The organism is Mycobacterium sp. AT1 (assembly GCF_002043095.1).
Taxonomy (GTDB): Bacteria; Actinomycetota; Actinomycetes; order Mycobacteriales; family Mycobacteriaceae; genus Mycobacterium.
In genome coordinates, this window is sequence record NZ_MVOC01000068.1 from 31,731 (window position 1) to 49,208 (window position 17,478).

Genomic DNA, 17,478 nt, shown 5'->3' on the forward strand with positions numbered 1-17,478 from the left:
CGGCGGTGAGCGCCGGTGATCACGCCGAAATCACGACAGGACCTCGCGGAGGCGGGCGGCGAATTGGGCTGGGGCGCCCATGAATCCGCCGTGGTCGCCGGGAAACTCGGTGGTGTCGACGCCGAGCCGCTCGGCCACCGCCACGGACGTCCGCTGGGTCAGCAGGTGGCCCGACTCCGCGCCGAGGCCGACGACGATGCGCGACCCCGAAGCCCGCAGCGCCTCGAAGTCAGGGACGTACTGAGTGGTCGGCACCAGGTCGTGCAGGAAGAAGCGGGCGCCCTCGGCGAGTGCCTGTTCGGGATTTGCCGGCTCGGGTGGGCCGTCGGCGTCCGAGCCGAAGACGGCCACGTCGAAGCCGGCGTTGACCATGAACTTCATCCACGCCGCCTGCAGCCCGTCGGAACGGAACGTCTCCACGATGTCGGCGGTCGCCGCCCGCTGCGCCTCGGCGTCGGGAAGCAGTTCCAGCAGCGGTGGTTCGTGCGCGACGAGCGTGCCGACCCGGCCGGGGTGACGGGCGACCAAGGCCAACCCGGTCACCGCACCGCCACTGGAACCGAACACGTCGGCCGACGGTGCGCCAAGGGCGTCGAGGATCGCCGCCACGTCGTCGGCGCGCAGATCTGGATTCGACGGTCCCTCGGGATCGTCGACTGGACTGTCCGCGAAGCCACGGGGGTCGTAGGTGACGACGGTGTGATCGGTGGCAAGGGCCTGTGCCAGCGGGGAGAATTCCGCAGCCGCCATGGGGGAGCCGATGACGAGCAGGAGCGGGCCGCGGCCGCGCACCTCGTAGTGCAATCGGGCGCCGGGGACGTCGAGGGAGCGGGAGACGAGGCCGTCAGTGATGGTCATGCCGGTGTTGACCGGGCGGCACGGGGAAACTCATCGGAGCCGATCGGCGGGCTGAGTAGATCCCTGGCGCGCAGAGCCAGCCAGAATTCGGCGATGGTCCCGGTGTCCGCGATTCGGCGGCCCGTGATGTCCTCGACGCGTTGGATCCGGTACACCACCGTCTGGCGGTGCAACCCCATCGCCTTCGCCGTCCTGACCCAGGACCGTTCACATCGCAGATACGCGTCGAGCGTCTCGACCATGTCACTCGAGTGCGCCGCGTCGTAGGCGACGAGTCTCCCGAGCACGCGGTCGACCACCACTTGCGCTTCCTCGGTGTCGCGCAGCACCGACAGCATCGTGACGTCGCCGTAGCGGGCGGTGCGGTCGGCGGTGCTGTCGGCGGCGCGCATGGCCCATGTTGCCTCGCGCATGGCGGCAGGGCCGCGACGCGGATGGCCGAGGAGGTCGCTGACGCCGATCGCCGCCGCCGCGCCGACGCGGTGCCGCAACGCGGCGAGCGGAGACTCGCCCGCCGACACCAGCGCGTAGAGCACGGCCCCGCGCCTGAGGAGGAGATGCGGTACTTGGCGGCGGCCAAGGCTGACGTGCAGATGCCGTTCGGCAGACTGCGACCCGCCCGAGACGGCGATCAGGACGCAGCCCGCGGGCCGCAGACTGCGGTCGGCGAGCATGCGAACGGACTCTGCGCCGGTGAGCCGACCGTCGCACAACGACGCCAACAGCTCGGCGCCGACGCGACGGTCGTGCTCTCGTCGCACGCTCTGCTGGGCCAGGAGTACCGCCATCGCCGACGCCAGATGCTGGAGCTGGACGACGTCGGGCGGCGACGCACGAAAACCGTGCGCCACCAACACCGTCGGGTCCTCGTCCGGTACCTCTACCACCAGCGCGCGGTCGTCGCCAGCCAGCAGGTGCAGCACCCCGGGCACCGCACCCCGGCGGGCCGAGATTTCGTCGGTAAGGGCTCGGCGAAGGCCTTCGGGCACCGGGTCGGACGAGTCGAGGGCCACCTCGCCGGTGGCGGAGTCGAGCACGGCGAGCCGGCAGGCGACCTCGCGACCGAGTTGGCGCAACGCATTCTCGGCCCCCGACCGTCCGACGGACTGGCGGATCACCTGATACACCCGCTCGGTGACGGCAATCCGTCTGCTGTCGTCGTTCTCCGCGCCGCCGGCCACGGCCCGGCCGATGGCGGCGAACCCGACCGAATAGGGCACCAGCAGGACGGCGAAGCCGAGGTCGTCGGCGAGCGTGACCGCCGAAGGAGTCAGATCGGGAGTGGCCGAGTCGAGGCCGATGACGATGCCGCAAATCCCGTTCTCGTTCAGACCGCGGATCAGGGCGAGCTGGCCCGTCGCGGACCCGGGGAGGGTGCGCCCGTTCTTCATCAACAGTTCGCCGCCAGCCAACCACGACCACGGTTCCTCGAGGTCGGACGTCTGCGCCCACGACACCGGGCGGTCGAGGCCGCGGGCCCCCGCACGGACGGTCAGACGCAGGTGGGGAGCATCGACGAGGTCGCCTAGGCGGTACGTCATGAATCGCTCTCCTGCATCTCGGGCGCCGCTGATGCCAACTTAGACGATCATCCAAGGCTGAGTATTGACTTCAGACGATTAGCGGGTTCTGTTTCGACCCGAACAGGTAGAAGGTCGCTACAACCACTCTGGAGGAGAAGCGATGTCAGAACTGACGCCAGACACCCGGGCGCCCCGCGCCGAGGCGCCCTCGACGTTGAGCCGCGGCTTCAGCTTCCGTTCGGCGTTGGCGCTGGCGTTCGCCGACGTGTCACCCATCGCCGCGGTGTACGCGATCTTCACCCTCGGACTGTTCGCCGTCGGCCCAAAGTTCTTCTGGGCGTTTCCCGTCGTGCTGATCGGTCAACTCCTCGTCGCCGGTGTCTTCGGTGAGTTGGCTTCGCGGTGGCCGTATGCCGGCAGCGTCTACCAGTGGTCGCGACACGTGCGCGGCACGACGTGGGGATGGGTCGCCGCATGGGCGTACATGTGGGGCCTGACCATCGCGCTCGGCACGCTGTCCTACGCCGCGAGCGGCTTCCTGCTGCAGATCTTCGGCGTCACCGAGCCGTCGCGGTGGGGGACGGCGACGGTGGCGATCGTCATCATCGCGCTCGGCACCATGGTCAACATCGTGGGCCGGCAGGTACTGAAGGTGATGGTGATCGCCAGCATCACGTGTGAGGTCATCGGCTCGGTCGGACTGGGAATCGTGCTCCTCGTGTTCTACCGCGAGAATCCGTTCTCGGCGTTGTTCTCCAGCGCGGGCATTCCCGATGCAGAGACGTGGACGTCGGGGCCCATGCTGCTCGCCGTGGCCTTCGTCGGATGGTCCTTCCTCGGCTTCGAAGCGGCGGGATCCGTCGCCGAGGAGGTCGAGGATCCCGAGCGCAACGTGCCAAAGGCGATCATCTTCGGCCTGCTCCTGGTCGGACTGGTGGTCATGTTCTCCAGTGCCGCGCTGATTCTCGCCATTCCGAACCTCGACGAGGTCGTGGCCTCCCAGGCCGGGGACGTGGTGTCCGAGACGCTGACCACCCACCTCGGGGCGGGCGTGACCAAACCGCTGCTCGCCATGTTCGTCATCGGCTTCATCTCGAGTTTCCTCGCGGTGCAGGCCGCGGTGTCGCGATGCATCTGGGGCGCCGCCCGGGACCGTAGCCTGCCCGGATCCAAGGTGCTCGGCAGGCTGGCCGGCCCGGAACGCTTGCCCGTCAACGCGATTGCCCTGACCGCCATCGTCGCCATCGTCTTCATCCTCTTGGCCGGTTCGCAGTTCTACAACATCCTGGTGAACTTCAACATCATCGGCTTCTACATCGCGTTTGGTGTGCCGGTGATCGGCGCAGCCGTCGCCCGGCTGACCGGCAAGTGGCGCCCCGGACCGTTCACCCTCGGCAGGTGGGGTGCTCCCGTCACCTACGCGGCGTCACTGTGGATCATCTTCGAGACCGTCAACGTCGCGTGGCCGCGTACCCAGCCCGGCCAACCATGGTTCATCAACTGGGCCAGCGTGCTCACCACCGTCGTGCTCGCCGTCGTCGGCGGTGCGATCTACCTCACCGTGCGGCGCAACATCGAGGCGCCGATCGGCGAGCGACTAGGTCACGACGCCGAGACGTCCGGAACATGATGTCCCGCAACGCAATCGTCACCGGATCGGAGTCTGGGATCGGTGCCGCCATCGCCGACCTGCTGCGTGCCTCGGGGTGGTCCGTCATGGGCGTCGACCTGTCGCCGACCGCCGACCACGTCGCCGACGTGTCCGACCCCGAAGCCGTCCGAACCGCGGTCGGGAGGATCCTCGACGACGCCGGCGGGGTCGACGCACTCGTCTCGGCCGCGGGGCACTACGACATCACCCCGGTCTCGGAGATCTCCGCCGAGGCGTTGCACCGAATGCTCCGCGTCCACCTCGGGGGACTGCGCAACACTGCGCGCGCCGTCCTGCCCTCGATGGTGGCCCGCGGTGGCGGCGCAATCGTCGCGGTGACCTCCGAGCTCGCGATCGGTGGCGGCGACGGTGACGCGCACTACGCGGCGGCGAAGGGAGCCGTCATCGGGTTGGTGCGCAGCCTTGCCGCCGAATACGCCGATCGCGGCGTGCGGATCAACGCGGTGGCGCCCGGACCGACCGACACGCCGCTGCTGGCCGCGGACTCTCCCTGGCGCGCAACGGATTACCTGTCGACGCTGCCGAACCGCCGATTGACCCGACCGGACGAGATCGCGCGGGTCGTCGAATTCCTGGTGAGCGCCGACGCCGCCTTTTGCACAGGCGAGGTCATCTCACCCAATGGTGGAGCGGTGATCTGATGGAGACACCCCTGAGAGGACGGCTGGCGCTGGTGACCGGTGCCGCGCAAGGCATCGGCGCGGCGATCGCCCGCAGGCTGGCCGCCGACGGTGCCGACGTCGCGGTCAACGATTTGACGGACGGCGAGTCGCTGGCCGAGGTGGTCGCGGCGACCGGTGGCTTCCCCGCGGTCGGCGACGTCAGTGCACCCGACGTCGCGACGTTGGTCGACGGGATCGAGAGGGACCGCGGGCCAGTCGACGTCCTGGTGTGCAACGCGGCGTACATGTCGATGGCCCCGTTTGGCGAAGACGACGAGGACGATTGGTGGCGTGTCGTCGAGGTCAACCTCGCGGGCACGTTCCGACTGATTCAAGCGGTCCTACCCGGAATGCGCCGTGCCGGAGGCGGAAACATCGTCGTCATCGCCTCCGAGTGGGGGGTCATCGGCTGGCCGGACGCCAGTGCCTACTCGGCCTCGAAGGCGGGACTCATCGCGCTGGTGAAGACCTTGGGCCGCGAACTGGCGCGGGAGAACATCACCGTCAACGCGGTGGCACCCGGCGTCGTCGACACCCCACAACTCCTCGTCGACGCGGCGTCGGCCGGGGTCTCCCTCGACGAGATGCGCAGGCGCTACGGCACCGACATCCCGATGGGTCGAATCGGCAGGCCGGAGGAAATCGCCAGCGCGGTAGCTTTGCTGGCGCGCAACGACATTGGCGCGATGGTAGGCCAAACACTACAGATCAACGGAGGATCGACACGGTGCCGGGCATGAACGACGACGTCAAGGGTCAGGCGGACGGCCAGGCCACTCCGCGGTACGCCGGGCTGACGACATTCGCCCGGCTGCCGCGCCGAGAGGACGTATCCCGTTGTGACGTGGCGATACTCGGCATACCGTTCGACTCCGGCGTGACGTACCGGCCCGGCGCCCGGTTCGGGCCATCGCACATCCGGCAGGCGTCACGGCTGCTGCGGCCGTACAACCCGCAGCTCGACGTGTCCCCGTTCGCGGGTCAGCAGGTGGTCGACGCCGGAGACGTGGCGGCCAACCCGTTCGACATCGCCGCCGCGGTGCGCGAGATCGAATCTGCCGCAGACGAACTCATCCAGTCGGGAGCCCGGCTGATCACCCTCGGCGGTGACCACACCATCGCCTACCCGCTGTTGCGCGCCCACCATCGCCGGTACGGCCCCGTCGCGCTGCTGCACTTCGACGCCCATCTCGACACGTGGGACACCTACTTCGACGCACCGGTGACGCACGGGACGCCGTTCCGCCGAGCCGCCGAGGAAGGCCTCTTCGTTCCAGGGCACAGTGCTCACGTCGGCATCCGTGGATCTCTCTACGCCCCAAGCGACCTCGTCGAGGACGCCGGGTTCGGGTTCACCGTGGTGCACTGCGCGGAGTTCGAGCGGCGGTCTACCGACGACGTCGTCGGGCAACTGCGCGACGCCATCGGCGACCGGCCGCTCTACGTGTCGATCGACATCGACGTACTCGACCCCGCCCACGCCCCTGCGACGGGGACGCCGGAGGCTGGAGGCATGACCAGTCGCGAACTCTTGGCGATCATCCGGGGACTGGACGGCGCCGACCTGGTCGGCGCCGACATCGTTGAGGTGTCGCCGGCCTATGACCACGCCGAGATCACCGGTGTCGCCGCCGCCAACGTCGCCTACGAACTCATCTCGTTGCTCGCCAAGAAGGCCAGGGCATCGTGACGGTGCCCGCCGCCCCGGTGCCATGGCCGGGTGCCGCCCGGTGTGCGGCGTCGTTCAGCTTCGACGTGGACGCGGAGTCGGCGATGCTGGCCGTCGACCATGGCCACGCCAACCGGATGTCGGCCATGAGCCATCAGGCCTACGGCCCGCTGGTCGGCGTTCCGCGGATCCTGAAGATACTCGCCCGCCACGAGATCACGTCGACCTTCTTCGTGCCCGGATACACCGCGGTGCGATACCCCGACGTCGTCCGCAGCATCGTCGACGAGGGTCACGAGATCGCCCATCACGGGTACCTGCACGAGGCGATGGCGGGATTGTCCGCCACGGAAGAGGCTGCGATCCTCGACCGCGGTACCGATGCGTTGGAGAAGGTCACCGGGATCAAGCCGGTCGGTTACCGGGCGCCCATGTGGGAGCTCAACTGGCACTCTCCGCAGTTGTTGTCGGACAGGGGCTTTCTCTACGACAGCTCGTTGATGGACGCCGACCATCCCTACGAGCTGGCCGTCGGAGCGACGTCGTTGGTCGAGATTCCGATTCAGTGGGCTCTCGACGACTGGGAGCAGTACTGCTTCATCCCGGACTTCTCCGGTACGGGCCTCATCGAGAGCCCCGCCAAGGTCGGCGAGATGTGGCGCCTGGAGTTCGACGCGATGCGCGCCGAGGGCGGGTGCTACGTGTTGACCAACCACCCGTTCCTCACCGGACGTCCGTCGCGGGCGGCGGCGTTGGAGAGCCTCGTTTCCTACGTGTGCTCCCTCGACGACGTCTGGGTGGCGCACCTCGGGGCGATCGCCGAACACGTCCGCGGGCTCGGCCTGGCACCTCGTTCGGTGCAGCGGCCGGACCCCGCCGACTTCTAGCGTCCGCTCACTCCTCGCGCAGGCGGGACTCCACGAAGTTCTCGACCTTCTCCCACTGCGCGACGGCCGTGGCGTACGGCGCGGGGGGCTTGGCGACCTTGTCGGGAGTCAGGACGTGCCCGACGAACTTGCCGAACGGCTGATCGGTGTCGAGAGCGTCCTCGACCGTGCTGTCCTCGGCGTAGTCACCGACATCGCGAATCAACTCGACCGCGAGTTCGAGCTGATCGGCGTCCACGGCCTCGGGGCCATCGGCGATGTCGTCGGCGAGGGTCCGCAACACGTACACGTTGTCGTCGGTGACCCGGATCTGCAGCGAGCCGTCGGTGGCGGCGGTCTTGATGTCGTCGAAGGTGGCGAGATCCGAGAGGTCGCTCTCGTGCTCGTCGGCGAGATAGCGCGCCAGCGCGCGTTCGGACCCGAACACGCTGATGCGGCCGTTGCGGCCGAGGAAGATCGGCTGGTCGTCCAGGTAACAGCGCAGGGTGTAGAACGTGCCGCCGCGGGTGAGCAGACGGATGGGGTCGATCCCGACGTGCGCCCAGAAGTCCTCGTCGCTGCCGAGCACCTGCTGGGTGGCCTGCGCGGCCAGGACGGCCTCCTCGTCGTCGGTGTCGACGTCGTCTTCGATCACGGCGTCGTCGGCGTCTTCTACTTCGTCGACCTCCGGCGCCGGCTCGGCCAGCTCGGCGGCGGCCTTCTCTGATGCCGCGGAGTCGACCTCGGGGATGGTGACGATCTCGTCGATCGCGTCGACCACCCCGTCCCAACCGCGGGCGATCACGGCCTCGATCTCGGCCCAGCGCTTACGGCCGCCGCGTCCTTCGAACGCTTCGAGTCCGCCACCAAGGGAACCAAGGACGGGGTTGCCGTTGAAGAACTTCGACACCACCGGCAGATCGCAGACCGAGCCGATCGCCTGCACCACGGCTAATGCGCCGAGCAGCGTCTCCACCGATTCCTCGGACGGCTTCTCGGCGGCCACCTCGGGAACGCCGATCAGATCGTGCCGGCGGTCTTCGGCCGGATCGAACCGGTGCGCCGAGGATTCTTTCAGCTCCGGGTACGCGGGGTGATCGGTGAGGTCGTTGTCGGTACTGGTCCTGACGAATGCCGCCAGATCAGCCACCGATTCGAAGCCGTACAGGTCGTCGTCCTTGCCGAGGAACGCCTGCCACTCGTCGTCGGCGTCACGCCACGACGGAGCCCACAGTGTGTACAGATCGCCCTTGGTCAGACCGAGCCTCACCGGCACGATGTCAGCAGCCATGCGGCACAGCCTAACGACGGTGTCTGGCGGAGTTGCCGACACCCGGTGCGCGCGACTCCGGCCGGGTACCAGGGGACTCGGGAGCCACCCGCCCGGGGGACGATGGCGTCATGCGCGCAGTCGTCTTCGAACGGTTTGGTGGCCCCGTCGACGTCCGGTCGGTCCCCGACCCGGTGCCGTCACCGGGCGGTGTCGTGGTGGAGGTGCACGCCACGGGCCTGTGCCGCAGTGACTGGCACGCCTGGGCCGGCCACGACGACGGGGTGGCACTGCCGCACGTGCCCGGTCACGAACTCGTCGGCGTCGTCGTCGAGGTGGGGGCCGACGTGCGGCGGTGGTCCGTCGGGGATCGCGTCACGACGCCCTTCGTGTGTGGGTGTGGCGTTTGCGAATGGTGTCACGCCGGGCAGGCACAGGTGTGTCCGGCGCAGACCCAGCCCGGGTTCACGCACTGGGGGTCCTTCGCCGAACGGGTGGCCCTGCACGCGGCCGACACCAATCTGGTCGCCGTCACCGATCTGGTGGAGGATTCGGCGGCCGCGGCGCTTGGCTGCCGATTCGCGACCGCGTACCGGGCGCTGCATGCCCGGGCCGGCGTCCGCCCGGGGGAGTGGGTCACCGTCGTCGGGGTGGGCGGCGTCGGCCTCAGTGCGGTGCAGATCGCCGTCGCGGCAGGCGCCAAGGTGGTCGCCGTCGACCGGACCCCAGCGGCTTTGGAGCTGGCGCGCGGCCTTGGGGCGGCCCACACCGTGCTGGCGGGTGGGGGCGAGCGGAGCGACGGGGGAGTGGTCGGGGGAGCGGACGTCGCCGCCGAGGTCCACGACTTCACGGGAGGTGGCAGTCACGTCGCGGTCGACGCGGTCGGATCCGAGAGCACGTGCGCCGACGCCATCCACAGCCTGCGGCGGCGCGGCCGACACGTTCAGGTCGGCCTGTTGCCCGCCGTCGGCGGACACCCCGCGGTGCCGATGGATCGCGTAATCGGTTGGGAGCTGGACGTTCTCGGCAGCCACGGGATGGCGAGCGTGGACTATCCCGACATGTTGGCCTTGGTCGAGGCGGGGACGTTGCGCCCGCAGGACCTCGTCGAGCGGGTGGTCGGTCTGACCGAAGGCGCCCAGCTGCTGCCGACTCTGGACACGGCCGCCCCGGTCGGCGTGACTCTGATCGATCCGCGCCTGATCTGAGGTTCGGAGCGGGTCACACCGCCCAGTTGCCGTTGAGCGCCTCGATGCGGTCGACGTTGTCCTCCGCCCAGGCCCGAAGTGCCCCAAGTGGTTCGGAGACACTTCGGCCCAGCTCGGTCAGCTCGTACTCGACCCGGGGCGGCACCTCGGCGTAGATCGTCCTGGTCACCAACGACGCGGCCTCGAGTCGCCGCAGAGTCTGGGTGAGCATCTTCGCGCCGACCCCCGGCAGGGCGGCCTGCACCGCAGTGAAGCGCAACGCGCCGCGGTCGTCGAGCAACCCGATGATCAGCGCGGACCACTTGTTGGCGAGCAGATCGAGCAGCGCGCGACACGGGCAACTCGCCGAGTAGACGTCGTGTTCATCGTGGCGACCGCTCGGGCATGGCTGTGCCATCGCTCCTCCTAAGCCCGTGACCTGCATTGCTTTCGTTTCGATGGTAACGGCTCTCGCTACCTGCATGGCTTCCCTCGACGGAAGTAAGCGCCCTTGCGGGACACTGGGGTGTCGGCGCTAGCCTTCAGTGGCGGCTGAATCCAGTGGCCCACCAACGATTTCCGCACGATGACAGAGGACGGCACACGCATGGCCACCATGACCGCGGTCGGCTCCTACGCCAGCTCGACGATCGACTCTCCTGATGCGCTGCAGAACGTCGAGGTGCCGGTGCCCGACGTCGGGCCGCGTGACCTCCTGGTCCGGGCGGAGGCCGTCTCGGTGAACCCCGTGGACGTCAAGAGGCGTTCGAGCCTGAGCCCGTCGGACGAGCCGACGATCCTCGGCTTCGACGCCGCGGGTGTGGTCCATGCCGTCGGGTCCGGGGTCACGTCGTTCGCCGTCGGCGACGAGGTCTGGTACGCCGGCGACATCACTCGGCAGGGCAGCAACGCGGAGTTTCAGGCAGTCGACGAACGGATCGTCTCGCGTAAGCCCGCCTCGCTGGGATTCGCCGACGCGGCGGCACTTCCGTTGACCACCATCACGGCCTGGGAAGCGCTGTTCGAGCGATTCGGGATGACCGCAGACACCACCGGTGACCTGCTGGTCGTCGGTGCGGCAGGCGGCGTGGGATCGGTGATGATCCAGCTGGCGAAGAAGCTCACGGGCGTGCGGGTCATCGGCACCGCCAGCCGGGACGACTCACGCCGGTGGGTCGAGCAGATGGGTGCCGACGTCGTGGTCGACCACCACCACCTGCGGGAGCAGACTCTGGCCGTCGCCCCGGACGGCGTCGACTTCGTCTTCTCGCCTCACTCGGCGGGCAACGTCAAGACCTACGCCGACATCACCCGGCCGTTCGGCCACATCACCGCGATCGACGACCCTGTGGGCCTCGACCTGGCGGCGCTGAAGACGAAGAGCATCGCGTGGCACTGGGAGCTGATGTTCACCCGGCCGATGTTCGGCTACGACATGGAGTTTCAGGGAGCTTTGCTCGCCGAGGCCGCCAAGATGGTCGACGCCGGTGACCTCAGGACCACGCTGACGACCGCGATCGAGGGCTTCGACGCCGACGGATTGCGCAAGGCTCACCGGCTTGTCGAATCCGGTCGGATGGTCGGCAAGGTCGTCGTGCACCGCTGACTCACGCGGTGGGCCGCCAGAAGCCCTGAAACCCCTGACCCGCGTTGGTCGTTCGGATGGGTGAGAGCTTTACCGGGTCGCCCGCTTCGATCATTACACCGTTTCCGACCACCATCGCAACGTGTCCGTCCCAGACCGCTAGATCGCCGGGGCGCAGCGTGGCCTGGCTGACGGCGGACCCGACGTCCTGCTCCTGAGCGAGGCGCGGAAGGTCAAGTCCCGCTTCGTGATACGCCCACTGAGTCAGACCACTGCAGTCGAGGCCCACGCCGGGCGTGGTGCCGCCCCAGTCGTACGGCACGCCGAGCTGTGTCAGGGCGTGCCGGACCGCGCTGGCCGCGGTCTCGTTGGGGGCGGTGGCCGTGCTGCCGTCGGGAAGCTGGACGCCGACGCCGCTGCCGAACATGCCGGGGTCGGCGAGCGGCCGTGAGTCGTCGCGACTGAGCCCCGCAGACTCGACGTCTGCGCGGCCCGACTCCCTGGCCCCTGACGGGAAGCCGCCGAGCCCCGAGCCGGCTCCCGAACCAGCGCCGGGTCCGCCGCCGAGGCTGGGCAGTGCACCCATCGGTATCGTCGGCAGGGCCGGCGTCGTCGGAAGGGGCGGCGGGGAGGCGGACGCTTCGACCGAGGAGGCGTGCCCGTCGAGTTCTGCGCGCAGCTCGGCGAGCACCCCCTCGGCCTCGTCGAGGGCCCGCCGCGCCTCCGCGACGAGTTCGTCGGCCGCACCGGGTTCGTCGAGCTGGGACTCGAGCTGTTCGGCGCGCGCCTCGAAGTCGGAGACGATCGTCTGCAGCCGCGCCCGTGCGCGAGCCACGGCGTCGGCGGCGTCAGCGGTGGCGGCACCGAGCTGATCGGCCCTGGCCGCCATGGCGCCGACCGCGGCCACGGTCGAATCAGTGAAGGCGGCGGCCGCTTCACCCGCGTCGCCCTCCCAGCGCGTCGCCTGCCACGACCGGCCGGTTGCGGCGGCCACGTCGGACAGGGCGGCCCGAACGTCGGCAAGAGCCGAGGCCGCGTCGGGCGTGCCCGTGCCAAGCGTCGCCTGCAGCTCTCGCAGGGGCGCGGCCAAGCCGGCAACCAGGGCGCTCGCCACCAGTTAGAGCCCGGTTCGCGAAATGAACTGTCCCGCTGCTCGTTCGGCGGAGTCGTACGCTTCTGCCGCGGTACCCGCGACGTGCTTCGCCGCGACGAAGCGCTCGGCGAGTTCGGTGGCGAGCCGCGCTTCCCGAAGCAGCGCCTGGTTGAGCGCGGCAAGGAACCCTGCCCCGACCGTGCCGAACGCATCGGCCGCCACCGTCGAGGCTCGCAGGTCGGCCGCCACGGAGGTGAGGTCGTCGGCATGGCCGCGCTGCGCGACGCTGAACCCGTGAATGTCGGACGTATCGGCGATCATGAGAGTTATGACGTCGGCCAACCCCGGCCGGTTCCATTAGGGTTCGCCGCATGGACGTCCGCGTTGTCGATCACCCACTCGCCGCTGCCCGGTTGACCACGCTGCGCGACGAGCGCACCGACAACGCCGGCTTCCGCTCCGCGTTGTGCGATCTCGCGCTGATGCTCGTCTACGAAGCCATGCGGGACGCCTCCTCGACTCCCGTGCCGATCCGCACCCCGATGGCCGACACCGTCGGGTCGCGCCTTGCGTCGCCACCGCTGTTGGTCCCCGTTCTTCGCGCGGGCCTCGGGATGGTCGAGAAGGCACACCAGCTGATACCGGAGGCCAAGGTGGGCTTCGTCGGCATGGCACGCGACGAGGAGACGGCGCTACCGACCCCCTATCTGGAGTCGCTGCCCGACGACCTCAGCGCCACCCCGGTGTTGGTGCTCGACCCGATGCTCGCGACCGGGGGCTCGATGGCGCACACCTTGCGTCTGCTGAACGATCGCAACGCCGTCGACGTCACCGCGGTGTGCGTGGTGTGCGCGCCGGAAGGCATTGCGGCACTTGAGAAGGTCTCACCCAACCTCAAGCTCTACACCGCGGCGGTCGACGACGGTCTCAACGAGGTCTCCTACATCATGCCCGGGCTGGGAGATGCGGGAGATCGTCAGTTCGGCCCGCGCTGAAGCAGGCCGACCACGTCTGCGCGGAGGGCGTCGAGCATCCGGGCGGCGTCCGCCCGTGCGGACGCAACGTCTTCGCGTGGCGGCAGCCGGATCTCCAGGTACGCCTTGACCTTTGGCTCGGTGCCCGACGGTCGGACCGCCACGCGCACCGATTCGCCGGTGTAGATCAACGCGTCGGTGCGCTGATTGCCGTCCCGCTTCAGCAGGTCGGCGACCCGAACCGGTTCGTCGGCGAGACGGGTGGGCGGATGCGCACGGAGGTGCTCGACCAGAGCCGCGTCCGCAGGCACGGACATCGCGGCCGTGGTGTGCACGCCGTGTCGACGGGCCAGTGCGTCGAGGGCGTCGGTCACGGTGCGACCCTCGTCGCGAAGCACCGACACCAGATCGCAGGCGAGCACCGCTGCGCTGATGCCGTCCTTGTCACGCACCGCGCCGGGGTCGACGCAATGGCCGATCGCCTCCTCGTAGGCGTAGACCAGCGTGCTGCCCGCCAGGCCGGCGTCCGCCCGGGCCAGCCACTTGAAGCCGGTGAGGGTCTCGGCGTGTTGAGCGCCGTGGTGCGCGGCGATGGCGGCCAGCATGCGTGACGACACGACGGTGCTGGCGACCAAGCTGGCGGCCATCACCTCGCCAGGGTCGGTCTGCGACAGGATGTAATCGCCGAGCAGCCAACCTGTTTCGTCACCCGAGAGCATTCGCCAGCCGGTGGGCGTCGGGATGCCGACAGCGCACCGGTCGGCGTCGGGATCCAGGGCGATCGCGACGTCGGCGTCGACCTCGGCGGCGAGGTCCAGCAGCAGATCGGTGGCCCCCGGCTCCTCGGGGTTGGGGAACTCGACGGTGGGGAAGTCGGGGTTGGGCGAGTACTGCGCGTCGACGACGTGGACGTCGTCGAAGCCCGCTTCCCGCAGCGTGAGGAGCGCGGGCTCGCCGCCGACGCCGTGCATGGGCGTCAACGCAATCCGCACGGTGCCGGTGCCGCGCCGCACGCCGGCAGCCCGGCGAATGTAGTCGCCGATGAGGTCGGTGGTGGCCGGTGTGACCTCAGCGCGTGCGACGTCGGTGGGCGCCTTCGCCATGGCCGCCTCGATGTCGCGGTCGCTCGGCGGGACGATCTGCATACCCCCGTCGAGGTACACCTTGTAGCCGTTGTCCGCCGGAGGATTGTGGGACGCCGTGATCTGGACTCCCGCGGCGGCGGTGAAGCGCCGCACGCCGAATGCGACGACCGGCGTCGGTACGGGATCGGGCAGCAGTACGACGGAAAACCCCTCGGCGGCAAGCACTTCTGCGGTCGCCAAGGCGAAGTCGTCGGAGTTGTGTCGGGCGTCGCGACCGACTATGACCGTCGAACCGCCGAGTCCTCGGTCGTTGAGGACCGTCGCCAACGCCCAGGTCGCCGACGTCACCGTCTCGACGTTCATGCCTCCCGGCCCCGGGCGCATCGGTCCGCGAAGTCCCGCCGTGCCGAAGGTGAGGGGCTGCTCATTCATGGCGCCGATTGTCGCTCATCGGATTCTATTGCTCTTCGCGCAGTCGCTCATCGCCGTCGGCGAGCTTGCGCAGCACTGGTGCCACCAACATCAGGAGGTTGAACTCCAACTCGGTCAGCGTCTCGCGCATGGCCGAGTTGAGCCACTCGTCGCGCTCGGCCCGGTCCCACTCGAGCAGTCGCATCCCCTCCGGTGTCACCTCGATCAGTTGGCGACGTCGATCGTCGTCGTCTGTTCTGCGCGCCACCAGGCCACGTGATTCCAGATGGTTGATGCCGTCGGTCAGCGATTGCACGCGCACGTGCAAGCGGGTGGCCAGTTCGGCCGGGGTCGTGACGCCAGCGCGGCTGACCTCGCCGAGGACCTGCTGCTGGCTCAGCGTGAGGTCGTTGTCGCTGCGGTGGCGGCGAAGTTGGCGGGTCAGGGCCATGATCGACTCCCGCAGCTCCGTCGCGGGGTTGGGGGCAGTTGAACTCATTACCAAGTTATACCTTGGTATTACGTGGTCGTGACCCAGTTTGAGATCATGAAATAACAAGCGCATACTTGCCTTTATGTGGAAGTGGGCGCTGTTAGTCGCGGTCACGGTGGCGGTCACCGTGCCGCTGGACCTGATCGGCGTTCCGTCCGCGGCGCTGTTCGCCGCGCTGATCGTCGGCATCGTGCTGGCGCTCGTCTCCCTCGCGCCTGCGGGCGTCCCGCGGAAGGCCGGTATCGCGGCGCAGGGTGTGCTGGGTGTCTACATCGGCACGATGGTGCACCGGGACGCGCTCGCCGCCCTCGGCTCGGACTGGCCGATCGTGCTCGGGGTCGCGGTGTCCACGCTGGTGCTCAGCATCGGTGCCGGGGCGCTGCTGGGGCTGCATCGCGACATCAGCCCGCTCACCGGATCGCTTGCCCTCGTTGCCGGGGGTGCCTCGGGGCTCGTCGCGATCGCCCGTGAGCTGGGTGGCGACGACCGCGTGGTCGCCGTCGTCCAATACCTTCGGGTCGCCTTGATCACCGCGTCGATGCCCGTCGTCGTCACCGTCGTCTATCACGCCGACAAGTCCGGGCACGCCGCCGCGCCGGCCCAAAGTGGCTCGGCACCTTGGTACGTGAGCATCGGGATGCTGGTGGTCATCGTGCTCGTCGGCGTCACCGCCGGCCGGCTGGCGCGGATGCCGGGGTCGGGCCTGCTCGGCCCCATGGCCGTCACCATTGCCCTCGAGCTGACCGGCACGTCGTTCGGGCTCTCGGTGCCGATGGCGCTGGTTCAGCTTGGCTACGCCGTGATCGGGTGGCAGGCCGGCGTCGCGTTCACCCGCGAATCGATGCGCGCGATCGGTCGCGCCCTTCCGGCCGCGCTTGCCCTGATCGTGGTGCTCAACGTCGCGTGCGCGGGTCTTGGCATCCTCATGGCCCACGTCACGGGGATCAGCCTGCTCGAAGGCTATTTGTCCACCAGCCCAGGCGGCATCTACGCCGTGCTCGCCACGGCCGTCGAGACGGGTTCCAACGTCACGTTCATCGTCGCCGCTCAGGTCATGCGGGTACTACTGATGCTGTTCGCCGCGCCGCTGATCGCTCGCGGACTTGCCAAGCTCACCGATCGTCCTCACAGCCGCGCCAAAACCTCCGAGAGCAGGGAACCCATCCGCGTCGCGGACTGACGCCCCGCCTCGAGCACCTCGGCGTGGTTCAACGATTCACCCGTCATCCCGGCTGCCAGGTTCGTCACCAGGGAGACGCCAAGCACCTCGGCCCCGGCCGCGCGCGCCGCGATCGTCTCGTGCACCGTCGACATGCCCACGAGGTCGGCGCCGAGCGTCCGCAGCATCCGAATCTCGGCCGGCGTCTCGTAGTGCGGTCCGGGCAACCCCGCGTAGACGCCCTCGGCCAGGGACGGGTCGACGTCGCGGGCGAGTGCCCGCAGGCGGGGTGAGTAGGCGTCGACCAGGTCGACGAACTGCGCGCCGACCAACGGCGAGCGCGCCGTCAGGTTGAGGTGGTCACTGATCAGCACCGGCTGGCCGACCGCGTGGTCCTCGCGGAGCCCGCCGGCGGCGTTGGTGAGCACCACGCTGCGTGCGCCCGCCGCGCAGGCGGTCCGCACCGGATGGACCACGTGCCGCAGATCGTGACCCTCATATGCATGGATCCGCCCGAGCAACACCAGGACGCGCTTGCCCTCGACCGTCAGCGCCAGAACCTGGCCGCCGTGGCCCGCGGCCGACGGTGGCGTGAAGCCGGGCAGCTCCGCCATCGGCACGACTGCCGACGGTTCGCCCAGCTCGGCGGCGGCAGGGGCCCATCCCGAGCCGAGGACGACGGCGACGTCGACTGCGTCGACGCCGATGCGGGCCAGCAGCGCGGCGGCGGCCTCGTCGGCCATGGACTGCGGGTCGCTCGGTGCAGTGGTCACGGCGGGAAAGCGTACCGCCGGCGCCGAGACTGCACTCACTGCGAAGAAGTGCGAGTAGCCGTCACCGTGAGCGCAGAGTCGGTGGTCCTGAGCGCTTGCGCGAAGAACAAACGGCAGGTGATGAGCGCTTGCGCGAAGAACAAACGGACGGTGAGATACTTCTCCGATGCCATCCGCCACAGCGTCGACGATCGTCGA

18 protein-coding genes are annotated in these 17,478 nt (G+C 69.1%); 9 read left to right on the forward strand and 9 right to left on the reverse strand.

Annotated features, from left to right (window positions below):
- Positions 1-30 precede the first annotated feature (30 nt).
- Both B1790_RS28480 and B1790_RS28485 read right to left on the reverse strand, forming a co-directional pair.
- The gene (locus B1790_RS28480; protein WP_079926640.1) at positions 31-858 is read right to left on the reverse strand and encodes an alpha/beta fold hydrolase; all 828 of its coding nucleotides are present in this window, start codon (positions 856-858) and stop codon (positions 31-33) included.
- Positions 855-2,399 (reverse strand): PucR family transcriptional regulator, encoded by a 1,545-nt coding sequence (locus B1790_RS28485; protein ID WP_079926641.1) that lies wholly within the window; start codon positions 2,397-2,399, stop codon positions 855-857. Before B1790_RS28485 ends, B1790_RS28480 begins: the two co-directional genes overlap by 4 nt.
- 142 nt (positions 2,400-2,541) lie before the next feature.
- On the opposite strand from B1790_RS28485, the gene B1790_RS28490 reads away from it, so the two are divergent.
- The 5 genes from B1790_RS28490 to B1790_RS28510 are packed head-to-tail and all read left to right on the forward strand — an operon-like array spanning position 2,542 to position 7,271.
- Positions 2,542-4,011, forward strand: a complete 1,470-nt coding sequence (locus B1790_RS28490) for an APC family permease (protein WP_079926642.1) — start codon at positions 2,542-2,544, stop codon at positions 4,009-4,011.
- Entirely contained in the window at positions 4,008-4,694 is a 687-nt protein-coding gene (locus B1790_RS28495) for an SDR family NAD(P)-dependent oxidoreductase (protein WP_079926643.1), read from the forward strand. Before B1790_RS28490 ends, B1790_RS28495 begins: the two co-directional genes overlap by 4 nt.
- Positions 4,694-5,455: an SDR family NAD(P)-dependent oxidoreductase gene (locus B1790_RS28500; RefSeq protein ID WP_079926644.1), complete on the forward strand. Its 762-nt coding sequence runs from the start codon at positions 4,694-4,696 to the stop codon at positions 5,453-5,455. The genes B1790_RS28495 and B1790_RS28500 overlap by 1 nt, the downstream gene beginning before the upstream one ends.
- Positions 5,452-6,405: an agmatinase gene (gene speB, locus B1790_RS28505; protein ID WP_079926661.1), complete on the forward strand. Its 954-nt coding sequence runs from the start codon at positions 5,452-5,454 to the stop codon at positions 6,403-6,405. The genes B1790_RS28500 and speB overlap by 4 nt, the downstream gene beginning before the upstream one ends.
- Positions 6,402-7,271, forward strand: coding sequence for a polysaccharide deacetylase (locus B1790_RS28510; RefSeq protein ID WP_233165365.1), 870 nt, complete (start codon positions 6,402-6,404; stop codon positions 7,269-7,271). The genes speB and B1790_RS28510 overlap by 4 nt, the downstream gene beginning before the upstream one ends.
- Positions 7,272-7,278: 7 nt before the next feature.
- Here the strand turns inward: B1790_RS28510 and B1790_RS28515 are convergent, their stop codons facing one another.
- Positions 7,279-8,541: a primosomal protein gene (locus B1790_RS28515; protein ID WP_079926645.1), complete on the reverse strand. Its 1,263-nt coding sequence runs from the start codon at positions 8,539-8,541 to the stop codon at positions 7,279-7,281.
- Between the two features lie 110 nt (positions 8,542-8,651).
- Between B1790_RS28515 and B1790_RS28520 the strand changes: the two genes are divergently transcribed.
- Positions 8,652-9,728: an alcohol dehydrogenase catalytic domain-containing protein gene (locus B1790_RS28520; protein WP_079926646.1), complete on the forward strand. Its 1,077-nt coding sequence runs from the start codon at positions 8,652-8,654 to the stop codon at positions 9,726-9,728.
- Between the two features lie 13 nt (positions 9,729-9,741).
- Here the strand turns inward: B1790_RS28520 and B1790_RS28525 are convergent, their stop codons facing one another.
- Entirely contained in the window at positions 9,742-10,125 is a 384-nt protein-coding gene (locus B1790_RS28525) for a helix-turn-helix domain-containing protein (protein WP_079926647.1), read from the reverse strand.
- 189 nt (positions 10,126-10,314) lie between these two features.
- Between B1790_RS28525 and B1790_RS28530 the strand changes: the two genes are divergently transcribed.
- A complete protein-coding gene (locus B1790_RS28530; RefSeq protein ID WP_079926648.1) occupies positions 10,315-11,313 on the forward strand; it encodes a zinc-binding alcohol dehydrogenase family protein in 999 nt (332 codons plus the stop codon).
- Between the two features lies 1 nt (position 11,314).
- Here the strand turns inward: B1790_RS28530 and B1790_RS28535 are convergent, their stop codons facing one another.
- Together B1790_RS28535 and B1790_RS28540 are read right to left on the reverse strand one after the other, a co-directional pair.
- Complete coding sequence (locus B1790_RS28535; RefSeq protein ID WP_079926649.1) at positions 11,315-12,406, reverse strand: C40 family peptidase; 1,092 nt, start codon at positions 12,404-12,406, stop codon at positions 11,315-11,317.
- Between the two features lie 3 nt (positions 12,407-12,409).
- On the reverse strand, positions 12,410-12,706 hold the full coding sequence (locus B1790_RS28540; protein WP_079926650.1) for a hypothetical protein: 297 nt from the start codon (positions 12,704-12,706) through the stop codon (positions 12,410-12,412).
- A 50-nt stretch (positions 12,707-12,756) separates the two neighbouring features.
- On the opposite strand from B1790_RS28540, the gene upp reads away from it, so the two are divergent.
- Positions 12,757-13,380 (forward strand): uracil phosphoribosyltransferase, encoded by a 624-nt coding sequence (gene upp, locus B1790_RS28545; RefSeq protein WP_079926651.1) that lies wholly within the window; start codon positions 12,757-12,759, stop codon positions 13,378-13,380.
- On the opposite strand, the gene B1790_RS28550 is transcribed toward upp, so the two are convergent.
- Positions 13,362-14,876, reverse strand: coding sequence for a phospho-sugar mutase (locus B1790_RS28550; protein ID WP_079926652.1), 1,515 nt, complete (start codon positions 14,874-14,876; stop codon positions 13,362-13,364). The two genes, upp and B1790_RS28550, sit on opposite strands and share 19 nt — an antisense overlap.
- Positions 14,877-14,901: 25 nt before the next feature.
- Positions 14,902-15,354, reverse strand: coding sequence for a MarR family winged helix-turn-helix transcriptional regulator (locus B1790_RS28555; RefSeq protein ID WP_079926653.1), 453 nt, complete (start codon positions 15,352-15,354; stop codon positions 14,902-14,904).
- Between the two features lie 76 nt (positions 15,355-15,430).
- On the opposite strand from B1790_RS28555, the gene B1790_RS28560 reads away from it, so the two are divergent.
- Entirely contained in the window at positions 15,431-16,528 is a 1,098-nt protein-coding gene (locus tag B1790_RS28560) for an AbrB family transcriptional regulator (protein ID WP_079926654.1), read from the forward strand.
- Here the strand turns inward: B1790_RS28560 and B1790_RS28565 are convergent.
- Positions 16,474-17,250 carry a purine-nucleoside phosphorylase gene (locus tag B1790_RS28565; RefSeq protein ID WP_079926663.1) on the reverse strand — a complete coding sequence of 259 codons (777 nt, stop codon included), beginning with the start codon at positions 17,248-17,250 and terminating at the stop codon, positions 16,474-16,476. The two genes, B1790_RS28560 and B1790_RS28565, sit on opposite strands and share 55 nt — an antisense overlap.
- Positions 17,251-17,478 lie beyond the last annotated feature (228 nt).